This is a genomic window from Cellulomonas sp., from assembly GCF_015234515.1.
GTDB lineage: Bacteria > Actinomycetota > Actinomycetes > Actinomycetales > Cellulomonadaceae > Cellulomonas.
In genome coordinates this window covers 37,221-56,093 of sequence record NZ_JADGMY010000001.1, presented here as the reverse complement: position 1 = coordinate 56,093, position 18,873 = coordinate 37,221, and the positions used below count along the sequence as shown (strand labels likewise).

At 74.7% G+C, this 18,873-nt stretch carries 16 protein-coding genes and 1 tRNA gene; 12 read left to right on the top strand and 5 right to left on the bottom strand.

What is annotated here, in order from left to right; all coding sequences use genetic code 11:
* The first annotated feature begins 52 nt into the window (after window positions 1–52).
* On the top strand, window positions 53–685 hold the full coding sequence (locus IR158_RS00235) for a hypothetical protein (RefSeq protein WP_291807934.1): 633 nt from the start codon (window positions 53–55) through the stop codon (window positions 683–685).
* 39 nt (window positions 686–724) lie between these two features.
* Here the strand turns inward: IR158_RS00235 and disA are convergent, their stop codons facing one another.
* Together disA and radA are read right to left on the bottom strand one after the other, a co-directional pair.
* Window positions 725–1,801, bottom strand: a complete 1,077-nt coding sequence (gene disA / locus IR158_RS00230; RefSeq protein WP_291807932.1) for a DNA integrity scanning diadenylate cyclase DisA — start codon at window positions 1,799–1,801, stop codon at window positions 725–727.
* Between the two features lie 44 nt (window positions 1,802–1,845).
* Entirely contained in the window at window positions 1,846–3,267 is a 1,422-nt protein-coding gene (gene radA, locus IR158_RS00225) for a DNA repair protein RadA (RefSeq protein WP_291807930.1), read from the bottom strand.
* Between the two features lie 122 nt (window positions 3,268–3,389).
* On the opposite strand from radA, the gene IR158_RS00220 reads away from it, so the two are divergent.
* Complete coding sequence (locus tag IR158_RS00220) at window positions 3,390–4,178, top strand: hypothetical protein (protein WP_291807928.1); 789 nt, start codon at window positions 3,390–3,392, stop codon at window positions 4,176–4,178.
* A gap of 22 nt (window positions 4,179–4,200) precedes the next feature.
* Here IR158_RS00220 and IR158_RS00215 read toward each other — a convergent pair whose 3' ends face one another.
* Window positions 4,201–4,953, bottom strand: coding sequence for a response regulator transcription factor (locus tag IR158_RS00215; protein ID WP_291807926.1), 753 nt, complete (start codon window positions 4,951–4,953; stop codon window positions 4,201–4,203).
* Between the two features lie 175 nt (window positions 4,954–5,128).
* Here IR158_RS00215 and IR158_RS00210 point away from each other — a divergent pair, with 175 nt between their 5' ends.
* From IR158_RS00210 to IR158_RS00175, 8 genes are all read left to right on the top strand, one after another.
* On the top strand, window positions 5,129–6,016 hold the full coding sequence (locus tag IR158_RS00210) for a phosphatase PAP2 family protein (protein ID WP_291807924.1): 888 nt from the start codon (window positions 5,129–5,131) through the stop codon (window positions 6,014–6,016).
* Between the two features lie 115 nt (window positions 6,017–6,131).
* On the top strand, window positions 6,132–8,864 hold the full coding sequence (topA, locus tag IR158_RS00205) for a type I DNA topoisomerase (RefSeq protein WP_291807923.1): 2,733 nt from the start codon (window positions 6,132–6,134) through the stop codon (window positions 8,862–8,864).
* Window positions 8,865–9,164: 300 nt separating this feature from the next.
* Window positions 9,165–10,169, top strand: coding sequence for a hypothetical protein (locus IR158_RS00200; protein ID WP_291807921.1), 1,005 nt, complete (start codon window positions 9,165–9,167; stop codon window positions 10,167–10,169).
* A 219-nt stretch (window positions 10,170–10,388) separates the two neighbouring features.
* Window positions 10,389–11,402: a Gfo/Idh/MocA family oxidoreductase gene (locus tag IR158_RS00195; RefSeq protein ID WP_291807919.1), complete on the top strand. Its 1,014-nt coding sequence runs from the start codon at window positions 10,389–10,391 to the stop codon at window positions 11,400–11,402.
* Window positions 11,403–11,493: 91 nt separating this feature from the next.
* Entirely contained in the window at window positions 11,494–12,186 is a 693-nt protein-coding gene (tmk, locus tag IR158_RS00190) for a dTMP kinase (RefSeq protein ID WP_291807965.1), read from the top strand.
* Complete coding sequence (locus IR158_RS00185; RefSeq protein WP_291807917.1) at window positions 12,183–13,319, top strand: DNA polymerase III subunit delta'; 1,137 nt, start codon at window positions 12,183–12,185, stop codon at window positions 13,317–13,319. Before tmk ends, IR158_RS00185 begins: the two co-directional genes overlap by 4 nt.
* A gap of 112 nt (window positions 13,320–13,431) precedes the next feature.
* Window positions 13,432–14,955 carry an alpha/beta hydrolase gene (locus tag IR158_RS00180; protein WP_291807915.1) on the top strand — a complete coding sequence of 508 codons (1,524 nt, stop codon included), beginning with the start codon at window positions 13,432–13,434 and terminating at the stop codon, window positions 14,953–14,955.
* Window positions 14,956–15,033: 78 nt separating this feature from the next.
* Window positions 15,034–15,106: transfer RNA gene (locus tag IR158_RS00175), tRNA-Thr, on the top strand.
* A 49-nt stretch (window positions 15,107–15,155) separates the two neighbouring features.
* Here the strand turns inward: IR158_RS00175 and IR158_RS00170 are convergent.
* A complete protein-coding gene (locus tag IR158_RS00170) occupies window positions 15,156–17,276 on the bottom strand; it encodes an acyltransferase family protein (protein WP_291807913.1) in 2,121 nt (706 codons plus the stop codon).
* 128 nt (window positions 17,277–17,404) lie between these two features.
* Between IR158_RS00170 and IR158_RS00165 the strand changes: the two genes are divergently transcribed.
* Window positions 17,405–17,599 carry a hypothetical protein gene (locus IR158_RS00165; RefSeq protein WP_291807912.1) on the top strand — a complete coding sequence of 65 codons (195 nt, stop codon included), beginning with the start codon at window positions 17,405–17,407 and terminating at the stop codon, window positions 17,597–17,599.
* A 52-nt stretch (window positions 17,600–17,651) separates the two neighbouring features.
* The gene (locus IR158_RS00160; RefSeq protein WP_291807911.1) at window positions 17,652–18,362 is read left to right on the top strand and encodes a DUF5668 domain-containing protein; all 711 of its coding nucleotides are present in this window, start codon (window positions 17,652–17,654) and stop codon (window positions 18,360–18,362) included.
* Between the two features lie 30 nt (window positions 18,363–18,392).
* On the opposite strand, the gene IR158_RS00155 is transcribed toward IR158_RS00160, so the two are convergent.
* A complete protein-coding gene (locus IR158_RS00155; RefSeq protein WP_291807910.1) occupies window positions 18,393–18,710 on the bottom strand; it encodes a hypothetical protein in 318 nt (105 codons plus the stop codon).
* Window positions 18,711–18,873: the final 163 nt, after the last annotated feature.

Below are 18,873 nucleotides of genomic sequence, written 5' to 3'. Positions count from 1 at the left end.
TACCGTGGTGCGCGCGGCCGGGCACCCGGCCACGCCCACCCGGAGGTCCCGCATGAACGACCGGACGCCCCCGGCGGGCCGCGGACCCCGGCCCGCGCGGCCTGCCCCGGCGCCGCGCCCGCCCGCCCACGTCTTCTGGATCCGACGGTTCGTCGTGCTCGGCCTGCCCCTGCTCCTGATCGTCGCGCTCGTCGTCTGGTGGTCCGGCCGCGGGGCCGACGCCGCGCCGCAGGACGAGCCGACCGTGGCCGCCGAGCCGACCGCGACGCCGTCGCCGCCGGCGGAGGCCGGCGTCCCCGAGTGCGCACCGACGCAGCTCGCGCTCGCGGTCGCGCCGGGTGCGGAGACCTTCCCCGCCGGCGTCGAGCCCTCGTTCGAGGTCACGGTGACGAACTCGGGCCCCGAGCCGTGCCTCGTCGACGCGGGGGACGGTCAGCGCGAGGTCGTCATCACGTCCGGCGAGGACCGCGTCTGGTCGAGCCGCGACTGCGTCCCGGCGGACGCCGACGAGCGCACGCTCCTGCTGGCGGGGGGGCAGTCCGACGCCACCCAGCTCGCGTGGCCGCGGGTGCGGTCCGCCGCCGGCTGCCCGGGGGACCTGCCGGAGCCGGGCGCGGGGACGTACTCGGTCACCATGACCGTCGGCGGTGCGACCTCACCCGCCGCGGTGTTCGGCCTCGGCTGAGGACGGTACGACGCGGCCGCCTGTGGGACCTGCCGTCGGTCAGACGTACCGCTCGAGGATGCTCGACTCCGCGAGCCGGGACAGCCCCTCGCGCACCGAGCGCGCGCGCTGCTCGCCCACGCCCTCGACGGTCATGAGGTCGTCGATCGTCGCGGCGAGCAGCTTCTGCAGGCCGCCGAAGTGCCCGACGAGCCGGTCCACGACCGGACCGGGCAGGCGCGGCACCTTCGAGAGCAGGCGGTAGCCGCGCGGTCCGACGGCGGCGTCGAGCTCCTCGCCGCCACCGGGCAGCCCGAGCACGCGTGCGATGTGCGAGATGTCGAGCAGCTGGGTGGAGTCGAGCTCGCCCAGCGCCTCGGGGACCGCCTCGACCGTGCGGCGTGAGGTGTCGACGTAGTCACGGATGACGAGCTCGCGCTCGGTCCCGACGCCGCCCACGAGCTCGTCGAGCTGGAGGGTCAGCAGCCGGCCGTCGGTGCCGAGCTCGACGACGTAGCCGGCGATCTCGTCGGAGATCCGGCGCACCATCTCCAGACGCTGCACGACGGCGGACACGTCACGGACCGTGACGAGGTCCTCGATCTCGAGAGCCGACAGCGTGCCGCTGACCTCGTCGAGACGCGCCTTGTACCGCTCGAGCGTCGCGAGCGCCTGGTTGGCGCGCGACAGGATCGTCGTGGAGTCCTCGAGCACGTACCGCTGCTCGCCGACGTACAGCGCGACGATCCGCATGGAGGCGGACACCGAGATGACGGGCAGGCCGGTCTGCTTGGCGACGCGCTCGGCGGTGCGGTGCCGGGTGCCCGACTCGGTCGTCTCGATCGTGGGGTCGGGCAGCAGCTGCACGGCCGCCCGGACGATCCGGTCGCGGACGGGGTCGATGACGACGGCACCGTCCATCTTCGCGAGCTCGCGCAGGCGGGTGGCGGAGAACTCGACGTCGAGCACGAACCCGCCGGAGCACAGCGACTCGACGGTGGCGTCCATGCCGAGCACGATGAGCGCGCCGGTCCGGCCGCGCAGGATCCGCTCGAGGCCGTCGCGCAGCGCGGATCCGGGCGCGACGGCGAAGAGCGTCGACCTCAGCAGGTCATCGTGATGGTGCGGATGGGGCACCGACGAATCGTATCGGTGGCGCGACGCGTTGTCCGAGCCGCCACTCACGCGTCGCCCGACGGAGCCAGACCCGCCAGGACGGCAGCCGCCAGGTCGGGTGCCTCGACGACCCGCAGGCCGTCGGGCACCGTCACCTCGCTCAGCGTGCCGGCAGGCACGACCGCGCGCGTGCAGCCCAGGCGCGCCGCCTCGGCCAGGCGCCGGCCCACGCCCGGGACCGAGCGGATCTCCCCGGCGAGCCCGACCTCGCCGACGGCGACCAGCCCGGCGTGCACGGCGACGTTCTCGCGGCCGCTGACCGCGGCGAGCGCCAGCGCGAGGTCCGCGGCGGGCTCGACGACGCGCGCGCCGCCGACGGTCGAGACGTACACGTCCTGGTCGGCGAGGCGGGCGCCGAGCCGGCGCTGCAGCACGGCCAGGACCATCGCCAGCCTGCTGCCGTCGACGCCGCTGGTCGTCCGGCGGGGGTTGGGCACGACGCTCGGTGCCACGAGGGCCTGCACCTCGGCGGCGAGCGGGCGCCGCCCTTCGAGGGTCACGGTCAGGCAGGTGCCCGGCACGTCGCTGACCAGGCGTGAGGTGAAGAGACCCGAGGGGTCGGCCAGCCCCACGATGCCGTGCTCGGACAGGTCGAAGCAGCCGACCTCGTCCGTGGGCCCGTACCGGTTCTTGGTGGCGCGCAGCAGCCGCAGCCGCGAGTGGCGCTCGCCCTCGAACTGGCAGACGACGTCGACGAGGTGCTCGAGGGTGCGCGGCCCCGCGACCGACCCGTCCTTGGTGACGTGCCCGACGAGCACGACGGGCAGCGCCCGGGACTTCGCGGCGGTGATGAGCGCGGCCGTGACCTCCCGCACCTGCGAGACCCCACCGGGCGTCCCCTCCACCTGGGCGGACGTGAACGTCTGGACCGAGTCGAGGACCAGCAGGTCCGGGTCCACGCTCTCGATGTGACCCAGCACCGTGCCGAGGTCCGTCTCCGCCGCCAGCAGGAGCGTCGGCGCGAGCGCGTGGATGCGGCCCGCACGCAGCCGGACCTGCGCGGCCGACTCCTCCCCGGTCACGTAGAGCACGCGCCTGCCGGTACGGGCCGCGCGTGCGGCCACGTCCAGGAGCAGCGTCGACTTGCCGACGCCCGGCTCGCCCGCCAGCAGCACCACGGCCCCGGGCACGAGCCCGCCGCCCAGCACGCGGTCGAGCTCGTCGACGCCCGTCGGCCGGGCGGCCGCCGCAGCCACGTCGATGTCCTCGATGGGGCGCGCGGGGTTGCGCGTCGGGGCGACCGCGACCGTCCGCGGGCCACCGGACCCCGGCCCCGCGTCCTCGACGACGCAGCCCCACTCCTGGCACTCACCGCACCGCCCGACCCACTTGGTCGTCGTCCAGCCGCACTCGGTGCAGCGGAAGCCGGGACGCTCGGTGGGGCGCTCGCCCCCGGCGCGGGCACGGCGTGTCGTCGTCTGGCTCACGTCCCGCACCGTACGTGGCCCCACCGACAAGCCGTGCCGCGCCGCCCCGGCGGGCGGGCGCTCGGTAGGCTGCCCGGTGGCCCGGCAGCAGCCGGCCGTGCGACACGAGGGGGATGCCCACCATGAGCGACCTGGGACGACCCGGCGAGCCCGAGCAGCGACCCGGGGCCACCGGACCGACGCACCGACCCGCGGTGACCCCGCACGGCGTGTCCGGGCCCGTCGCGAGCGGTGCGACCGAGCAGGTCGACCCCGGCACCGCCCACGGCGCGGGGAACGACGGCGGTCGTCCCGCATGGCTCGTGCCCGTGGCGATCGGCGTGGCAGCCCTGGTGCTCGTGGGCGTCGTGGTCGGTGTCCTCGTCGCCCGCGGCGGAGCCGACGACGCCGCGCCGGCCCCGGCCGCGTCGACCGTCCTGCTGCCACCCCCGACGCCCGGCGTCGAACCCGTGGCCCGCGCCGCGACCAGCGCGTTCGCGACGGCGCTGCCCACCACGGTCCTGCAGTACGCGCTCGAGTCCTCGCAGGAGGACGCCGAGCGGATCGGTGCGGGCGCGCTCGAGGCGTACACCGAGACGTTCACCGACGGCGACGGGAGCACCCTCACCGTGCGTGCGGCGCAGCTCGAGACGCCGCAGGACGCCACCGCCCTGCTGGAGCAGATCGTCTCGACGCTGCCCGCGGCCGCGCCGGACACCGGCGCCCCCACGTCGACGGAGTCCGCCGACGTCGACGTCGACCTGCCGCAGACCGGCGAGGTCGTCGTCGGGGGCGAGCCGGTCGGCACGTTCACGGTGCTCGACGCGGGCGACGGCACAGGCGTCGCGGTGTGGCAGAACGGCACCGGCGTGTTCCAGCTGACGGCGCCCCTCGCGGACGTGCTCGACGCCTACCTGGCGTACGGCCTGTAGCGCGGTCCGTGCCGCCGGCGGCTCACGACGCCGGCCGCAGCACGTACCCGACGCCTCGCACCGTGTGCAGCATGGGCTCACGGCCCTTGTCGATCTTGCGTCGCAGGTACGACACGTACAGCTCGACGATGTTCGCCTGCCCCCCGAAGTCGTACTGCCACACCCGGTCGAGGATCTGCGCCTTGCTCAGGGCGCGGCGGGGGTTGCGCATGAGGTACCGCAGGAGCTCGAACTCGGTCGCGGTGAGACGGATCGCGTCGTCGCCCCGCCACACCTCGTGGCTGTCCTCGTCCAGCCGCAGGTCCCCGACGACGAGCACCGCGTCCGCGCGCTGCCCGACGGCGCCCGCGCGCCGTGCCACGCCCCGCAGCCGTGCGACGACCTCCTCGACGCCGAACGGCTTGGTGACGTAGTCGTCGTCGCCGGTGGTCAGGCCCCTGGGTCCCTGCTCGCCGTCGTCAGGGCCCGTCAGGAGCAGGACGGGCACGTGCGGGTGGGTCGCGCGCAGGCGGCGCAGCACGTCCTGGCCGGACAGGTCCGGCAGCGTCACGTCGAGCAGGACGACGTCCGGGTCCAGCGTCCGCGCCTGCTCGATCGCGGCCCCGCCCGACGGCGCGTGCCTGACGTGCGCGCCCTCGTGGCGCAGCGCGGTGCACAACAGCTCACCGAGCCGCGCCTCGTCGTCGACGACGAGGACCCGCAGCGGGCTGCCGTCGGGGCGGGTGAGGGGCTCGGGCCGGCGCGACGTGGGCCGGGCGGGTGCTGTCGTCGACATGGGGGAATGCTGGCCACCCGCCCTGGGGTGGTGCTGGAGCGTGCCTGTGAGTGCGCTGGGAACGGTTCGGATCGCCCGGCGGGTGCCCTACCGTGTGACGGTGCACGAGGGCCTCTCCGTCCCGGTCGACCCGGATCCGCCCGCGCCCCGTCGAGCGCGTGCGCGGGGTGGGGTCGTGCTCGCCTGCGCGGCCGTGGCCGTCGCCTGCGCCGTCGGTGTGGTGCTGCTGTGGCGGGTGTTCGTCGACACGTGGGCCGGGCAGCGCGTGGAGGACGCGGCGCTCGACGGTGCGGCCATCGGGCAGGGGCACCTGTGGCGCCTCGCCTCGCCGCTGCTCGACGTCGTGTCCGTGGGGTTCGTCGCCGGTGGGCTGCTCGCTGCGGCGGCCGTGGCGCTCGCACGGCGCCGCCTGTCCCTCGCGGTCCAGGTCGCGGTCCTCGTCGGCGGCGCCAACCTCACCACCAAGATCTGCAAGGAGTGGGTCCTCGAGCGGCCGGTGCTCGGCGTCGGCGCGGACTACGGCAACACGCTGCCCAGCGGCCACACCACGGCTGCGGGGTCCGTGGCGGCAGCGCTCCTGCTCGTCGCACCACCACGCGCGCGTCCCCTGGTCGCGGTGCTCGGCGGCGGGTACACCGCACTGACGGGGATCTCGACGCTCGTCGGGCAGTGGCACCGGCCGTCCGACGTCGTCGCCGCCACGCTCGTCGTGCTGTGCTGGACGGCGCTCGTGTGCGGCGCCATGGCGGCGCGGCGCGGGCCGACCGGGACGGCGACGGCCACGCTGCGGCGCGTCGACCCGGCGGACCGGTCGTGGGTCCGCACGCGGCGGACGGCGCTCGCGATGGCGGTCGTGGGCCTGGGAGCGGGGGTCGCGGCGGGCGCGCTGCTGGCGCGCACCTGGGCCAACCGCGCCGGCACGGCGGGCCGCGAGGGTGAGCTCCTGGCTTACGGTGGGGGTGTCGCGAGCGTCGTCGCGGCGTGCAGCCTCACCTTCGCCCTCATGCTCCTGCTGCGGCACGCGGCCGGTTCGCGGGACGAGACGCCGTCCGCGCCGGTTTGACGCCAGGACGTAGAGTCCCCTCGGAAGTGGGGTCCAAGCCGTCGTGGGGCGCCGCGCTCGCCACGACGTCGTCGTCACACACAGCCCACAGCCCACGGCACGGAAGGCCGGTCAGATGTCTGCAGGTCGCAAGCTCGTCATCGTGGAGTCACCCGCGAAGGCGCGCACGATCGCCGGGTACCTCGGCGAGGGGTACGACGTAGAGGCGTCCGTCGGGCACATCCGCGACCTCCCCCAGCCCTCCGAGCTGCCCGCGGACATGAAGAAGGGCCCGTACGGCAAGTTCGCGGTCGACGTGGAGAACGGGTTCGTCCCGTACTACGTCGTCGACGCGGACAAGAAGAAGAAGGTCGCCGAGCTCAAGAAGCTCCTCAAGGAGTCCGACGAGCTCTACCTCGCCACCGATGAGGACCGCGAGGGCGAGGCCATCGCGTGGCACCTGCTGGCCGAGCTGAAGCCCAAGATCCCGGTCAAGCGCATGGTGTTCCACGAGATCACGCGTGAGGCGATCACCCGGGCCCTGGAGAACACGCGCGAGCTGGACGAGCGGCTCGTCGACGCGCAGGAGACCCGCCGCATCCTCGACCGGCTGTACGGGTACGAGGTCAGCCCGGTGCTGTGGCGCAAGGTCCGCCAGGGCCTGTCGGCGGGGCGCGTGCAGTCCGTCGCGACGCGGCTCGTCGTCGAGCGGGAGCGCGAGCGCATGGCGTTCGTCGCCGCCGACTACTGGGACGTCACGGGCACGTTCGCCGTGGCCGACGCCGCCGAGCCGACGTTCTCGGCTCGCCTGACGGGCGTCGGGGGCGCGCGCGTCGCCAGCGGCCGGGACTTCGACGACCGGGGGACGCTGAAGACGCGCGACGCGGTGACGCTCGACGAGGCGCGTGCGAACGCGCTCGTCGCAGGGCTCGACGGCGCCGCGTTCGCGGTCCAGTCGCTCGAGACCAAGCCCTACACGCGTCGGCCCGCCGCGCCGTTCACCACGTCGACGCTCCAGCAGGAGGCGTCCCGCAAGCTGCGCATGAGCTCGCGGCAGGCCATGCGCACGGCGCAGTCGCTGTACGAGAACGGCTACATCACCTACATGCGGACCGACTCGCCCGCGCTGTCGACGCAGGCGATCGACGCCGCGCGCCGCCAGGTCGCCGAGCTGTACGGGTCGGAGTACGTGCCCGACAAGCCGCGCCTGTACACGTCGAAGGCCAAGGGGGCGCAGGAGGCGCACGAGGCCATCCGCCCCGCGGGTGACCACTTCCGCACCCCGGCCCAGGTCGCGCGCGAGCTGTCCGGCGACCAGTTCAAGCTGTACGAGCTGATCTGGAAGCGCACGGTCGCCTCGCAGATGGCCGACGCGCGCGGGCAGACCGCGTCCGTGCGCCTCGCGGCCACCGCGACGACGCCGGACGGGCCGGTCGAGACCGTGTTCTCCGCGTCCGGCACGGTCATCACCTTCCGCGGGTTCCTCGCCGCGTACGAGGAGGGGCGCGACCGCGGCCGCTACGACGAGTCGGAGGGCGCGGCTGCCGCCGGTGCGTCCGACGACGCGCGTCTGCCGCAGATGGCGCAGGGCGACCCGGTGACGGGCTCCGACCTGACCGCCGACGGCCACCGCACGTCCCCGCCGCCCCGCTTCACCGAGGCGTCGCTCGTCAAGGCGCTCGAGGAGCGCGGCATCGGCCGCCCCTCGACGTACGCCGCGACCATCGGCGTCATCCAGGACCGCGGGTACGTCACCAACCGCGGGCAGGCGCTCGTGCCGACGTGGCTGGCGTTCGCGGTGACCCGGCTGCTCGAGGAGAACTTCGACCGGCTCGTGGACTACGGGTTCACGGCCGGCATGGAGGAGGGTCTCGACGCCATCGCCGCAGGTCAGCGGGGTCGCGTCGACTGGTTGACGGAGTTCTACTTCGGTGACCGGTCGGAGTCGGTGACCACCGGCGGCCTGCGTGGCCTCGTCGACAACCTCGGCGAGATCGACGCGCGCGAGGTCAACTCGATCGACATCGGCGACGGCATCACGCTGCGCGTCGGGCGCTACGGGCCGTACCTCGAGGCGCCGGGGGAGGGCCCGGACGACGAGCCGCGCCGCTCCTCGGTCCCCGAGGACATGGCACCGGACGAGCTGACGGTCGAGAAGGCGCGCGAGCTCCTCGAGACCATGCCGGACGGCGACAAGGTGCTCGGCACCGACCCGTCGACGGGGACGCAGATCGTCGCGCGCAACGGCCGGTACGGCCCCTACGTCACCGAGGTGCTGCCGGAGCCCGAGCTCGACCCGGGCCTGTCCGCCGCCGCGCGCAAGAAGGCGCTGGCGGCCGCGCCGAAGCCGCGGACGGGCTCCCTCTTCAAGTCGATGTCGTTGTCCACCATCACCCTCGACGACGCGCTGCGGCTGCTCTCGCTGCCGCGGGTGGTCGGCGTCGACCCCGAGTCGGGTGCCGAGATCACCGCGCAGAACGGCCGCTACGGCCCATACCTGAAGAAGGGCACGGACTCGCGGACGCTCGCCTCGGAGGAGCAGCTCTTCGACATCACGCTCGAGGAGGCGCTCGCGATCTACGCGCAGCCCAAGCGCGGCCGTGGCCAGACCGCGACGCCCCCGCTGCGCGAGCTCGGTGCCGACCCGACGAGCGGCAAGCCGATCGTCGTCAAGGACGGCCGCTTCGGCGCGTACGTGACCGACGGCGAGACCAACCGCACGTTGCCGCGCGACGTCACCCCGGAGTCGATCACGCCCGAGCAGGCGGTCGAGCTGCTGGCGGAGAAGCGCGCGGCCGGGCCGGCGAAGAAGCGCACGACGGCGCGCAAGCCGGCGACGACCCGCAAGAAGGCCCCGGCCAAGCGCTGACAGGTCGGCACCGCCGTCCCGCCACCCGGGACGGCGGCGCCGCGCCATCACCCGGTTCGCCGTCGGCCTCCCACCCCCGGCTCGCCACCGCCGTCCCACCACCCGGGACGGCGGCGCCGCGAGACCGGGTTCAGGTCGGCCACAGCGGCCGGTGAGCGACCCAGGGCCGGTCTCGCGCACGGTCGGTCTCGCGGCGTGGGACGACGGGCGAACCGACCCCAGCACCGGGGGGCAGCGCGGGCGTCCACGGGTGAGGTCGGCCGACCTCCTGCGGTGCCGCACTCGTGGTCCGCTGCCGGCATGCGCCCGCCTGCCCCGCTGCCCGACCACCTGCTCGTGACGGCTCAGGTGCAGGAAGGGCTGCTCGACGCGAGGCAGTGCGACGCCGCCGGGGTCGGCTCGGCGCGCCGGGCCGCGCTGCGGCGGGCGGGTCTGCTGCTTCCCGTGGTGCGCGGCGTGCACGACGCCGCTCCGGCTCTGGAGGCCGTCGTCGGTGGTGGCCCCGAGGCGTGGGCCGGGGCCTCTCCCGAGGACCACCGGCGCTGCCGGGCGGCGTGGACCGCGTTGCTCGCGCTGGGACGGACGCGGTCCGTCGCCACGGGCGCGTGTGCCCTGGCGCTGCTCGGCGTGCAGGGCCTTCCTCGCGACCTGCGTCCCGAGGCGGCACTGCTCGACGGCTCGCACCGGGCGCCCGCGGCACCCGTCCGGGTGCGTTGCGTGACCCCGGACGTGGTGCAGCGTGTGGGCGGGGCGCGCGTGGTCGAGCCGATGACGGCGCTGGCGCAGGCGGTCTGCGAGCTGGGTCGCGAGCACGCCGTGGCGGTGCTCGACTCGGCCGTGCAGCAGCAGCTGATCAGCGCGGAGCGCGTCGACGACGTCCGACGGCTCACGCTCGGGCGGCGCGGCAGCCGGAGCGCGTCCGGTTGGTGGGACCTCGTCGACGGGCGGGCGGAGTCACCCCTGGAGACGCGGGCGCGGCTCCAGTGCCGCGACGCCGGCGTGCCGCCGCACGACCTGCAGGTGCGCGTCCGTGACGCGTCGGGGCGCGTCGTGGCCCGCGGCGACCTCGGGTGGTGGCTCGCCGACGGGCGGCTCCTGGTCGCCGAGATCGACGGCGCGGGACCGCACGGGACGCCCGAGGCGCTGCACCGTGACCGCGCCCGTCAGAACGCCGTCGTGGGCACGGGCGCCCTGCTGCTGCGGTTCACGGCCTGGGACGTCCACGCGGGTCGCCTGCCCGCGACCGTCTCCCGCTACGTCCCGCGGTCCACGGTGCGGGACGGGCGGCTCGCGAGACCGGGCTGAGATCGCTCACCGGAGCGCGTGCCGTGCCCTGGCCCGGTCTCGCGGGGCCGGCGTCCCGAATGTCGGGACGCGGGTCCAGCGGCGACGGCCCGGGAACGGCTCTGGCGTCGCCGCGAGGCTCGGCAGCACGGCCGCCGACGGCTGAGTCGACGACGTCCGGCGGTGTGACGCGCGGTGCGCGGTCCGCCGGGTGCCGCCGCCGGGCGCTAGGTTGGCGCCATGGCTCGCACCGAGGACCCCCGCACCGCCCCGCCGATCCGCTGGGGCATCATCGGCGCCGGCGGCATCGCCAGCCAGTTCGCCAACTCGGTGCGGGAGTTCACGCGCGCACAGCTCGTGGCCGTCGGCTCCCGGCACCGCGACCGCGCCGAGCGGTTCGCCACCGCGCACGGCATCCCGACGACCCACGTCGGCTACCGCGACCTCGTCGAGGACCCGCAGGTCGACGTCGTGTACGTCGCGACCCCGCACTCCGAGCACCGCGAGCACGCACTGCTCGCGATCGCGGCGGGCAAGCACGTCCTGGTCGAGAAGGCGTTCACGCGCAACGCGGCAGAGGCGCGCGAGGTGCTCGACGCGGCACGTGCCGCGGGCGTCTTCGTCATGGAGGCGATGTGGACGCGGTTCCTGCCGCACGTCGCCGCGCTGCACCAGGTGATCGACTCGGGCGAGATCGGCGACATCGTCAACATCCGCGCCGACCACGGCCACCACTTCGCGTTCGACCCGACGAGCCGCCTGTACGACCCGGCGCTCGCGGGCGGTGCGCTGCTCGACCTGGGCGTCTACCCGGTGTCGTGGGCGCACGACTTCCTCGGCGTCCCGGCCGGCGTGCACGCGTTCGGGCAGCTCACCGAGACGGGCGTCGACGGGCAGGTGTCGATGATCCTCGACTACGGCAACGGCACGCAGGCGACGCTGAACACGACGCTGTGGTCCAGGACGCCGACGACGTCGTCGATCTCCGGCACCGAGGGGTACATCCGCGTCGCGGGACCGTTCTACGGGCCCACGTCGTTCCGCCTGGAGCGGCGTGACGGACGGCAGTGGACCTTCGAGCTGCCGGCGGCGCGCGGTCTGCAGTACGAGGCGGCGGAGGTCGCTCGGCGCGTCGCCGCCGGGGACACCGAGAGCCCGCTGATGACGTGGCAGGGCACGCTCGACGTCATGACGACGCTGGACGAGATCCGTCGGCAGGTCGGCGTCGTCTACCCGGGGGAGCAGCCCGCCTGACGCCGCGCGGTGCCGACGTGTCAGCCGCGGCGGCTAGCCTGACGCCGTGAGCACCGACCCCGCGTCCGTCGTCCCGGGGCCCGTCGCCGACGTGGTCGCCGGTCAGGGGCCGGCCGGCCTGTTCGTGTCCTTCGAGGGCGGTGACGGCGTCGGCAAGTCGACGCAGGTCGCCCTGCTCGGGCGGCATCTCGCGGCCCTGGGGCGCGAGGTCGTCGTGACGCGTGAGCCCGGTGGCACCCCGTTGGGGGTCGAGCTGCGGCGCGCGGTCCTGCACGGCGAGGACCTCGACCCCCGCACGGAGGCCCTGCTGTACGCGGCCGACCGCGCGCACCACGTGGCGTCGCTCGTGCGGCCGGCGCTGGAGCGCGGTGCGGTGGTGCTGACGGACCGCTACCTCGACTCCTCGGTCGCCTACCAGGGCACGGGCCGCGGTCTGGGCGCGGACGAGGTGGAGCGGCTCTCGCTGTGGGCGGTGCAGGGGCTCCTGCCGCACCTGACCGTCCTGCTCGACCTGGACCCCGCCGTGGGGCTGGCCCGGCTCACGGGCGACCCGGACCGCCTGGAGTCGGCGGGCGACGAGTTCCACCGGCGCACGCGTGAGGCCTTCCTGGCCCGCGCCGCCGCCGCCCCGCAGCGGTGGCTCGTGGTCGACGCGTCGCAGCCCGCCGAGGACGTCGCGGCGCAGGTCCGGGCACGGTTGGCGCCCTTGCTCAGGGCGCCCGTCCCCGGCCCCTCCGAGCCCGCCCCCGCGCCGTCCGCCGTGCCGACGGGCGGTGTCGCATGAGCGTGTGGGACGACCTGGTCGGCCAGGAGCCCGCGGTCGCGGTCCTGCGCCGCGCGGTCGAGGACCCGGCGGCGATGACCCACGCGTGGCTGCTCACCGGGCCGCCCGGGTCGGGCCGGTCCAACGCGGCGCGCGCGTTCGCGGCGGCCCTGCAGTGCGAGGCCGGCGGCTGCGGCACGTGCCACGCGTGCACCACGGTGCTGTCCGGGGCGCACCCGGACGTCACGCTCGTCGCGACCGAGGGCGTCTTCATCCGCGTCGACACCACGCGCCCGCTCGTGGAGCTCGCACAGCGCTCGCCGTCGCAGGGGCGGTGGCGGGTCATCGTCGTCGAGGACGCCGACCGGTTCAACGACCAGAGCGCCAACGTGCTGCTCAAGGCCATCGAGGAGCCCCCGCCGCGCACGGTGTGGCTGCTGTGCGCGCCGGGGCCCGAGGACGTCCTGGTGACGATCCGCTCGCGCAGCAGGGCCGTGGGCCTGCGCGTGCCGCCCGTCGACGCGGTCGCGGAGCTGCTCGTGCGGCGTGACGGGGCCGATCCGCGCACCGCACTGGTCGCCGCACGGGCCGCGCAGAGCCACATCGGGATCGCACGACGGCTCGCACGGGACCCGCAGGCCCGTGAGCGACGCGCGGCGGTGCTCTCGCTCGCGTCGCGCGTGCGGGGCGTCGGCGACGCGGTGCTGGCAGCGGGCGACCTCGTCGAGACGGCGCAGGCCGACGCGAAGGCGGCCACCGAGGAGCGGGACGCCGCGGAGCGCAACGAGCTGCTGCGCGGCATGGGCGCCGACGGCGCGCAGCAGCTGCCGCCGTCGCTCCGTGCCCAGGTGCGTCAGCTCGAGGAGGAGCAGAAGCGTCGCGCGACGCGCGCGCAGCGGGACGTGCTCGACCGCGCGATGGTCGACCTGCTGTCGCTGTACCGGGACGTGCTGGTCGTCCAGCTCGGTGCCGGCGTCGACCTCGTCAACGTCGAGCAGGAGGACGCCGTCCGCGCGCTCGCCGCGGGCAGCACGCCGGAGCAGACGCTGCGCCGCATGGACGCCGTCGGTCAGGCCCGCACGCGGCTGGCCGGCAACGTCGCCCCTCTCCTGGCCGTCGAGGCGATGGCGATCGCGCTGCGGCCGCAGGGCTGACGCGGTCCCGCCGGCCGCTGGCTGCGGCCCGGCGGCGGATGTGGCGGGACCCGGTCGCGCACGGCGCCGGGTCGTGCCCGGAAGTGGCGTCGGGGACCACTACCGTAGGAGCATGCCGACGCGACCTGCCCTGCGCCGGTGCGCCCTCGTCGCCCTCGTCGCCCTCGGTCTGACCGGATGCGTCGCGCCGAAGCACCAGGCCTCGTCCCCGACCTCCGGCGCGGCGGCGTCCAGCACGTCCGACCCCTCCCTCGCGCGGTTCTACGACCAGGTCCTGGAGTGGACGACGTGCGGCGACGAGCAGTGCGCCGACGCCACCGTGCCGCTCGACTGGGAGGACCCCGGGGGCGAGACGATCACGATCGCGCTGCGGCGCGCGCCGGCGTCCAGCGGGTCGCCCGTCGGCTCGCTGCTGGTCAACCCCGGCGGGCCGGGCCGCTCCGCGATCGACACGATCGGCTTCTTCCGCCAGATCGTGTCGCGCGACGTGCTCGCGGCGTACGACCTGGTCGCGTTCGACCCGCGCGGCGTGCAGCACTCGTCGCCCGTGACGTGCGTGGACCCGGCCGGCCTCGACGAGCTCACGGCATGGGTGCCCGACTGGTCGACGGACGCCGGCATCGCCGAGGCGATCGCCCGCAACGGCGAGTTCGGCGAGGCGTGCCTGGACCGCACCGGGCCGTTGCTCGGGCACGTCGACACGCGCAGCGCCGCCCGTGACATGGACGTGCTGCGCGCGTCCCTCGGTGACGAGGCGCTGACCTTCCTCGGCTTCTCGTACGGCACCGAGCTGGGCGCGACGTACGCGGCGCTGTTCCCCGAGCGCGTCGGCCGGTTCGTCCTCGACGGGGCACTGGACCCGACGCTGGACTCGGGCCAGGTCGCGGCCGGGCAGGCTGCGGGCTTCGAGAGCGCGCTGCGTGCCTACGTGACCGACTGCCAGGCCGCGGCGGCGTGCCCGCTCGACGGTGACGTCGACGACGGCCTCGCGCAGATCGCGCGCATGTTCGACCGGGTGCGGGCCAACCCGTTGCCGACCGGGACGGACCGCGAGCTGACGTCGTCGCTCGCGTTCAGCGGCGTCGCGGCGGCGCTGTACGCGCAGTCGAGCTGGCCGCTGCTCACGCAGGCGCTGACCAAGGCGATCGACGCGGGGGACGGCTCGGTCCTGCTGCAGCTCGCCGACAGCTACTACGGGCGCGCGGCGGACGGGACGTACGCGTCGAACCAGAACGAGGCGTTCTCCGCGATCCTGTGCCTCGACGACCGGCCGTCGTCGGACCCCGACGACATGCGGGCGGACGCCGCCGCGGTGGCGGCCGTCGCCCCGACGGTCGGGCAGTTCTTCTCCTACGGCGGGGCGTCGTGCGCGCAGTGGCCGGTGCCGGCCGTCGGCTCGCTGGACTCCTACGCCGCGGAGGGCGCCGCGCCGATCCTCGTCGTCGGCACCACCAACGACCCGGCGACGCCGTACGCGTGGGCGCAGTCGCTCTCGGAGCTGCTGTCCTCCGCCGTGCTGCTCACCTACGAGGGCGAGGGGCACACCGCGTACGGCCGCTCGAACCGGTGCGTGAAGGACGCGGTGGACACCTACCTGCTGACCGGCCAGCCCCCGGCCGACGGCACGACCTGCTGACTTTGGACTCGGGGCGCGCGCCGGGTACAGTGGGCGCGCTCGCCGATCGACCGCGGTACTCCGCGCCCCGACGGCGATGCCGCCTTAGCTCAGTCGGCAGAGCGTCTCACTCGTAATGAGAAGGTCTGGGGTTCGATTCCCCAAGGCGGCTCGTCCACGAAGGCCCCGTCACCAGCGGAAACGCGGGTGCGGGGCCTTCGTCATGTGCGTGCGGCGGGTGGCGATCCCAGGGCCTGCAGCACGTGTGGGCCGATGTACGGCGCGAGGCTGCGGGCGAACAGCTCCGAGATGTGCGCGCCACCGGAGTAGACGACCACGCCGCCGATCACCGAGTGGCACACCTCGGCGTCGCAGTAGGCGTCGGTCCAGTCCAGCAGCGTCACGCCGGGCATCCCCCGGGCAGCCGGGACCATGGGGTCGTGCCCGACCACCTCGTCGCGCGGGGACGTGCACGGGGCCTCGGTCTCCTCGGCCTGCGCGACGCACTCCCGGACCTCGCCCACGTCGGCGGCGGGGCCCGGTACGTCCGCCAGCACGATGACCGGGATCCCGGCGTCGACCCAGGTCTGCCAGGTCAGCCGGAACGCCGCTGCGATCTCCTCGAGCTCGGCGTCCGTCGCGCCGAGCTGCTGGTAGCGCGGCGCGACGGACGAGGTCAGCACGACGTCGACGCCGACACCGGGCAGCACCTCCATGAGATCGCGCCGGTACTGCTGGCACGAGTCGCTCATGTCGGTGTCGACGGGCGACTGCCACGTCGGTGCCGAAGGGGTGCAGTTGTTGTGCCGGAAGAGCAGGACCCGCCAGTCGTGCTGCTCCGCCAGGGCGCGGACGGCGGGTACGTAGTGGCCCGCGTGGGAGTCGCCCACGACCGCGACGACCGTGTCCGCGTCGCGGTTGCCGTACTCGAAGGCTTGGAGCCTGCCACCGAACGTCGTGCGAGGCTCGTCGGCCGTGACCGTCGTGGTCGCCAGGACCAGCTCCGGGTCGAACGAGTACCTGTTCTCGCACTGCGCGTCGGACAGCACCGCGGCCGCTCCGAAGCACGGGTCGAGGCCCGCCGCGCCCGCCGCGGCCTGGGCATCGGCCGTCTGGGTCGCCTCCTGCACGCGGTGGTCCACGACGGCCCACACCGCCCCGGACGTCGCCACCAGGACGGCTGTCGACACGGCGGCCGCGGCGTACACGGGGCGGAACGTCGGGCGTGGCGCCCGTGCGCGGCGCCGCGGGGCGCGCAGCGGGTCCTCGACGAACCGCTTGGACGCCCATGCGGCTGCGAACGTGCTCACCAGCACGGCCAGCTGCATCGGCAGGCTGAGCGGTCTGCCGAGCGCGAAGGGCAGCAGCACGATCGGCGGCCAGTGCCACAGGTAGGCCGAGTACGAGAGGTCACCGACGAGCTGCACGGGGCGTGCGCTCAGGAGTGGCATCGGGGACCAGAGGCTCCGGGAGGTGTCCGCGGCGGCGATCACGGCGAGCGTGGCCGTGACCGGCACCAGGGCGATCCACCCGGGGAAGGGGGTCGCGCCGGTGAGGGTGAACCCGCACACGATGATGGCCGCGAAACCGGCGATGCTCACGAGGGCGCGGGTACGCACCATGGCCGCCCAGCGGGTCGTCGCCAGTCGGGCGATCGAGAGGGCGAGGATCGCGCCGCCTGCGAACTCCCACGCGTGGGTGAGGGTCGAGAAGTACGCGGCGGACGGTGAGACCGAGGTGAACCAGATCGAGTAGGCGAGGGACGCGCCGGCGACCAGGAGCACTCCCCGCAGGAGCCAGGGGTGCAGGGGGCCGGCCCGGCGTCGCGCCAGGACCGCGAGGCCGAGGAGCAGCACGGGCCACACGAGGTAGAACTGCTCCTCGACCGACAGCGACCAGTAGTGCTGCACCGGGGTCGCGGCGTTCTCGGCAGCGAAGTAGTCGACGGCGTTCGTGGCCAGCAGCCAGTTCAGGACGTACCCCGCTGCTGCGGCGATCTCGACCACGGTGCGCTGCCAGGCCGCCTGCGGGGTGAGCGCCAGGACGGCAGCCAGGGTGGCCACGAGCACGACGACGGCGGCGGGCAGCAGCCGTCGGATGCGGCGGGCCCAGAACCGGGGGAGGTCCACGCTGCCGGTGGCGTCGAGCTCGCGCACCAGGTGCGCCGTGATCAGGAACCCGGAGATGACGAAGAACACGTCGACGCCGACGTAGCCGCCAGGGACGTGGGCGGGCCACAGGTGGAACACGATGACGAGGCCGACGGCGACGGCGCGGAGCGCCTGCACCTCGGCCAGCTTCTTGCGGTCGTGCCCCAGGCTGGGAGGAGCAGCGTGCCTCACGGGTGACGACTCTATGCGAGGCAGGGTCATGACCACGGACCGAGGTCCCTGGTCCTCGCCCCGTGCCACTCCTAGCCTGCGATGACGGCCCCAACGGCGGGGCATGGCGTCTCGGCAAGGAGGCCGACATGCGAGTTCGTCCGTACCACTCCGCGCGCAGCACGGCGGCGCACGTCTACCACGAGGACGACGACTGCCCGGCAGGGCGGAACCTCGCCTGGTTCGACAAGGTCGAGGGCAGCGCGGACTGCGAGCCGTGCCCGCAGTGCGTCCGGACGGTGACGTCCTGCCTCGACCACCCCGCCACGGCCACGGTGTCGTGACCGGCCCGTGCGCCTGCTGACCACGCGTCGAGCACCCCGCTAGGTTGACCGCATGGAGTCTCGTCGCTCGTACGGTCAGGTGCTGGTGGGGGTGCTCGTCGTCCTCGCGGGAGTGGTGCTGCTGCTCGAGCGCACCGGCGTCGTCGAGATCGACCTGGGGACCGTCCTCGCCACCCTGTGGCCGCTGCTCGTCGTGCTCGTGGGGGTGACGTCGCTGCTGCTGGTGCCGCGCGCGTGGTTCGGGCCTGCGGTGATCACGGCCGCCGGTGTCGTGCTGCTGCTCGACCGGCTCGACGTGCTCGACGTGAGCGTGTGGGACTACCTGTGGCCGATCGCGGTCATCCTCATCGGGCTCGGCATCACCTTCGGCGCCGCCGCGCGCACCGAGCGGGAGAACCACATCACGGCGATCGCGTTCTGGTGGGGCACGGAGCGGCGCACGCGCACGCAGCAGTTCCGCTCCGCGAGCCTCACCGCGATCATGGGCGGGATCGAGCTGGACCTGCGCGAGGCCGACATCGAGGGGTCGGCCCGCATCGACGTCTTCACGTTCTGGGGCGGTGTCGACATCAAGGTGCCGCGCACGTGGGAGGTCCGGACCACGGGCCTGCCGCTCCTCGGCGGCTGGGAGAACAAGACCGAGCTGCCCGTGGGTGGCGGCCCGGTGCTCGACGTCAGGATCGTCGCGATCATGGCCGGGGCCGAGGTGCGCAACGGCAAGCGGAAGGTCGGGGCGGGCATCGAGGACGCTCCCGTCGGCTGACGGGCACCGAGCGGGCCGCGTGGCCCCCGGTCAGCCGCCGACGTACGCGAGCGCCTCGGCGATCAGGTCGTGCCAGACCTGCGGCTCGTCCGACACGATCGCGACCCACTCGCGCATCGGCGGCCGGCCTGACGGGAATGCCAGCCCCTCGCCCGACGCCACCAGTGCCGCGACACGCGCCGCAGGCAGCTTGACGACCAGGTGGTCCTCCGGGGTGAACGCTGCGATGCGGCCGTTCACCCGCAGCGTCGCTGTGCCGAAGTGCCGCCGCCCCGCCGCGGGCAGGACCACGCCCGGCACCTGGGCGAACGCCTCGGTGACCGCGTGCAGACGCGCCTCTGCCGTCACGGCGACCCGACCCGGCGTACGCCCCGGCGTCGTGGGGGCAGCGACCGGCCCGCGACGACGTGGTGCGTGTCGATGGCGACGTGGACGCTCACGGGTCGCTCCTTCGTCGAGCGGCGTGCACCGAGCACGCGGTCGCGACCGAGCCTAGGACCCGCTGCCGACA